The sequence below is a fragment of the Alcanivorax sp. HI0044 genome (genome assembly GCF_001634945.1).
In genome coordinates, this window is the sequence record NZ_LWEZ01000619.1 from 1 (window position 1) to 989 (window position 989).

General features: G+C 60.6%; 1 protein-coding gene. It reads right to left on the reverse strand.

The window, feature by feature from the left end; all coding sequences use genetic code 11:
* On the reverse strand, positions 1-989 hold a 989-nt coding region (locus A3730_RS07490; RefSeq protein ID WP_156501054.1), incomplete at both ends, for a bifunctional diguanylate cyclase/phosphodiesterase.

Consider the following 989-nt stretch of genomic DNA (forward strand, 5'->3'; position numbering starts at 1 on the left):
GCGATCGATCTTCAGGGTGTCCACCGGGAAACGCTTCAGGTAGCTCAGCGACGAATAGCCGGTGCCGAAATCGTCCAGCGCCAGCTCAATGCCCCGGGTGCGCAGTTGCTGAAGCAGCTCGATGTTCTGCTCCATGTCTTCCATGATCAGGCTTTCGGTGAGTTCCAGTTCCAGCAGGTGCGGGGGCAGTTCGGTGGTGGACAGTACCCGGTCCACGATTTCTGCCACGTTGCCTTTGCGGAACTGGTGGGCTGACAGGTTTACCGATACACAGATGTTGCCCAGCCCCTGTTTGTACCACTTGTGGGCCTGGCGGCAGGAGCGCTCCAGTACCAGTTCACCGATGGCGGAAATCAGCCCGGTTTCTTCGGCCAGGGGAATGAAGTCCGCCGGCGGCAGCAGGCCCATGGTGGGGTGCTGCCAGCGCACCAGGGCTTCCACCGAGGTGATGCGGTTGCTGGCCAGCTCCATTTTCGGCTGGTAGTGCACCACGAATTCGTTCTTGAAGATGGCCTTGCGCAGGCTGGTTTCCAGGGCCAGCTGTTCCACCGACGCTACCCGCATGTTGCTGCGATAGAACTGGAAGTTATTGCCGCCGCTGCGCTTGGCCTGGTACACCGCCATGTCGGACTGGTTGATCATGCTCTGGGCTTCTTTGGCGGTATCCGGGAACAGGCTGATGCCGATGCTGGCGCCCAGCAGCAGTTCGTGGCCGTCAATCAGGAACGGCTTTTTCATGGCGTTGATCAGTTTCTGGCACTGCTGGCTGATGCTGCCTTCGCCGCCGTGATTTTCCAGCAGCAGGGTAAATTCATCGCCGCCCACCCGGGCCAGGGATTCTTCGCCGCCGGCATGTTGGGCAATGCGCTCGGCGGCAGCCTTGAGCAGGCGGTCACCGATTTCATGGCCCAGGGATTCATTGATGGGTTTGAAGCGGTCCAGGTCGATCATCAGCAGGGCCACTTTTTCCCGGTTCAGGCGGGCCAGGG